The 3,807-nt window shown below is 57.6% G+C and carries 4 protein-coding genes; 2 read left to right on the top strand and 2 right to left on the bottom strand.

The window, feature by feature from the left end; translation table 11 throughout:
- The coding region (locus tag VMW13_08360) for a metallopeptidase family protein (protein HUV44827.1) at positions 1-326 on the top strand (326 nt) is incomplete at its 5' end.
- A gap of 343 nt (positions 327-669) precedes the next feature.
- Positions 670-1,401 (top strand): ribonuclease PH, encoded by a 732-nt coding sequence (gene rph, locus VMW13_08355; GenBank protein HUV44826.1) that lies wholly within the window; start codon positions 670-672, stop codon positions 1,399-1,401.
- 4 nt (positions 1,402-1,405) lie between these two features.
- Here rph and VMW13_08350 read toward each other — a convergent pair whose 3' ends face one another.
- Complete coding sequence (locus tag VMW13_08350) at positions 1,406-2,680, bottom strand: glutamate-5-semialdehyde dehydrogenase (protein HUV44825.1); 1,275 nt, start codon at positions 2,678-2,680, stop codon at positions 1,406-1,408.
- Between the two features lie 182 nt (positions 2,681-2,862).
- Positions 2,863-3,567, bottom strand: a complete 705-nt coding sequence (locus VMW13_08345) for a vitamin B12 dependent-methionine synthase activation domain-containing protein (protein ID HUV44824.1) — start codon at positions 3,565-3,567, stop codon at positions 2,863-2,865.
- Positions 3,568-3,807: the final 240 nt, after the last annotated feature.

Here is a 3,807-nt window from a genome sequence, read left to right as displayed (position 1 = left end):
TGCCGGAGGAGTTCCTCTCCCGGCTGGAGAATGTCGACGTGGTGATCCAGGATTATCCTACGGCTGACCAGATGGCCAGGGGCAAGCTGCAGCGTGGCCACATCCTGCTCGGTCTTTACGAGGGGGTACCACAGACCCGGCGCGGTCGAGGCTACGGGATGGTGCTCCCGGACAAGATTACCATCTTCCAGAAGCCCATTGAGGCCAGGTGTCGCAACGAAGGTGATATTGCTGTCGAGGTCGGGAAGGTGGTCAGGCACGAGATAGCCCATCACTTCGGCATCAGTGATGCCAGGCTGCGGCAGATTGAGATGGGAGAGGACTGAATCTCGTACCTGTCCGACGGGGCTGAATACCATGAGACATGATACCTGTTAAAGAGGGGGACACCGGCAGAATCCGGTTTCGGATTCTGCTAACGTCATTCTGTAAGAATGACGCCCAGACACCCCTGCCATAAGGGGGCCCCTCTCAGAAGAGGCGGGGCCTCTCAGAAGAGGCGGAATCGCTCCAGACTCCCCTTTTTCATCACCCTGCCAGGATTTGGTCCATGATGACTTGCAGGTAAAAGAGGTCTGCTGCCAACGTGCTGGGCGAGTTGACCAGATTGCCAGCACCCGGAATCAATGCTATACTTTGGCAGTTATCACCGGGAAAGGAAACTTCAACGTGAAAAGAGCTGACGGGCGTACCTATGACCAGTTGAGACCGGTGCAAATCACGCCGGGGTACCAGAGCTTTGCCGAAGGCTCGGTGTTGATGGAGCTGGGACAGACCCGGGTGCTGTGTTCGGTTAGCGTTGAAGACAGAGTTCCCGGTTTTCTCAGAGGCGGGGGTACCGGCTGGGTCACAGCGGAGTACTCGATGCTGCCGCGGGCAACCGTCACCCGCTCTGAGCGTGATTCTACCCGGGGAAGAATCGGCGGCAGGAGCCAGGAAATACAGCGCTTCATCGGGCGCTCGATGAGGGCGGTGGTCGACCTTGCGAAACTGGGTGAGAGGACCCTCTACCTGGACTGTGATGTCCTTCAGGCCGATGGTGGTACCAGGACAGCCGCTGTTACCGGTGCCTACGTTGCCCTCTACCAGGCGCTGGAGACAATGACCAGGATGGGCTTGATATCATCTCTGCCGCTCCTGAGCGGCGTGGCGGCCATAAGTGTCGGGGTGGCGCACGGCCAGAGGCTTCTCGACCTTTGTTACGACGAGGATTTCAATGCCGAGGTCGACTTCAACGTGGTGATGACCAGCAAGGGCGAGTTCGTCGAAGTGCAGGGTACCGCCGAGGGCAAGCCGTTCAGCAAGGAGACAATCGACTTCCTGCTGTCCCTGGCGGAAAAGGGCATCGGAGAGCTATTCCAGGCGCAGCAGGCGGTCATAGAGACGTTAAAGCAGAAATAGAACGCTAGTTCCTGACCTGCCCGTTGCCGAAGATTATCCACTTGTAGGTAGTTAGTTCCTTCAGACCCAGCGGCCCACGGGCGTGCATTTTACCGGTGCTGATACCCACTTCCGCCCCGAGGCCGAACTGACCGCCGTCGGTGAAGCGCGTGCTGGCATTGATATAGACGCAGGCGGCGTCCACTTCGTCGAGAAAGCGCATGGCAGCACTGTAGTTCTCAGTGATGATGGCCTCGGAGTGCCCCGAGCCGTAGGTGCGGATGTGCTCCAGTGCCTCGTCCAGGGAATCGACCACCTTCACGGCGGCAATCAGTGCCAGGAATTCCTTGCCCCAGTCCTCCTCCGTGGCTGCGGTTAGCTTCAGCGATTTATTCGATTTCAGGATGGACAGGGACCGCTGGTCGCAGCGTATCTCCACTCCGGCCTTACCGAGTTCGGCTGCCATCGGTGGCAGGGAGCGCTCGGCGATATCCGCGTGGACAAGGACGGTATCGAGGGCGTTGCAGACAGTGGGGCGCTGCACCTTGGCGTTGAACACGATAGGTACCGCCTTTTCGATGTCAGCGTTGCTGTCGATATAGGTGTGGCATACCCCGATGCCGCCACTAACCACAGGCATGGTGGCGGTGTCTATCACGTGTCGGATAAGTCCTTCCCCTCCGCGCGGTATGAACATGTCGATACAGTCGTTCATCTTGAGGAGGTGATTGACCAGTTCACGGTCGGTATTGTCGATGAACTGGACGGCGCCCTCGGGAACACCGGCACGGGTAACGGCGTCCTGGACAACAGTGGCCAGGGCACTGTTGGAGTTGAGCGCTTCTTTACCTCCCCGGAGGATGACGGCATTGCCCGATTTCAGGCAGAGTACCGAGATGTCCACCGTGACGTTAGGGCGGCTTTCGTACATCGAACCGATAACACCGAGGGGTACCCGTCTTCTGCCGATGATAAGGCCATTGGATAGAGTACGCATGTCGTAGGTCTCACCAACGGGGTCGGGCAGAGCGGCGACAGCCCGTACGTCTCCGGCGATACCCTCAAGGCGGCTTTCGTCGAGCATCAGGCGGTCCAGCATGGCGGTGTCCATACCCGATGCCTCGGCTGCCCGATAGTCCTTCTGATTTGCGGCCAGTATCTCGTCCTTCCGGACAAGCAGGTCGTCGGCGATGTTGCACAGTGCCTGGTTCTTGATTTCGGTGGAAATGTAAGCCAGGTGACGGGAGGCTTCTTTAGCAGCTTTGCCCTTCGCCCGCAGTTCCTCGATTGCTTTTTCCATGATATTTGCTCCCCGCTGAAAAGTGGGACCCCATCTCCTGTATCTCCTTCCATATATTAAAGCGGAAGGAGAATGATTTGTAAAGAGGGGGCGCCCCTCAGAAGGGGCATCTCCTTTAAGTCCCGGAGTCTTCCCGCCAACGCATATAACTGTCGTCGGGTGAACATAATAGTATCCCGGGTTCAGGTTGGTGTAGTCTGGTACTGTTTGGCCAGGTCCGGGTCGTACGGGGCTCTCCGGCCGATACAGCCCTCATTGGGACAGAGCTGGCAGCTTTCGAATCGGATTTCGGTGGCGAAGTATATCCCGGATGTAGACTTGGTGGGGACCATAGCCATGCCATCGGTTAGAGTCACCCCGATGGCTGCCTCGACATCACCGAGGATGGAGAACAGCTCCTTCTGCTGTGTCAACGGCCAGTCTTTCAGTGACCCCGGGTTCATGTGAGACATCTGGCCCGGCCGGTATCGGTTGTCTATGTATCTGGTGAGGTAGGTCATTGCCGAGCCCAGGACCATCATCTTGATGATGTCCAGGCAGTACGCCTTGAGCAAGTCGGTGGATGGCACGGTCAATTCGTGCATCTCCCGGCCGCAGGTGGCGACATAGGCGAAGACGCGGTTCACCTTGTCCAGGTTGATTCTCAGCACGCGGCTGGTAAGGCGGATGCCATCAATGTCTACGGTGTTATCGGTGCGGTCATTGATTGGTGAGACTGCGTAGACCGCCCTGGGTCGGGCAACCGGCAGGGCAATGTCAATCAACTCCCGCGCCATCTCTTCCATTTGTGCTTCACGACCGCGCACACGCAGTCGTTTCATCACTGTCTCCGGCTCCAGCGTGACCGGTATGTTGTCCAGCACTTCGAGCATGTTGTCAGTCCTCACTACAATTGATACAATCCTGCTTCTTTACTTTACTGGCTGGCGGGGTTGTTATGCAAGTGTCTGAACTAGTGTAGTGTCTGTAGTTGATGTGTCATTATAGTGCCTGGATTGTGCGCCACTGAAGACAGTGGCGCGTCACTGAGTTCCTCGCAATGACAGTGGTGGGGGCCAAGATTGTGCGCCACTGAAGACAGTGGCGCGTCGCTGACGCTTCTCGCAATGACGTGGTGGGGGATTGCC

This window comes from Dehalococcoidales bacterium (assembly GCA_035529395.1).
GTDB lineage: Bacteria > Chloroflexota > Dehalococcoidia > Dehalococcoidales > Fen-1064 > DUES01.
This window is presented reverse-complemented; position numbering and strand designations above follow the sequence as displayed.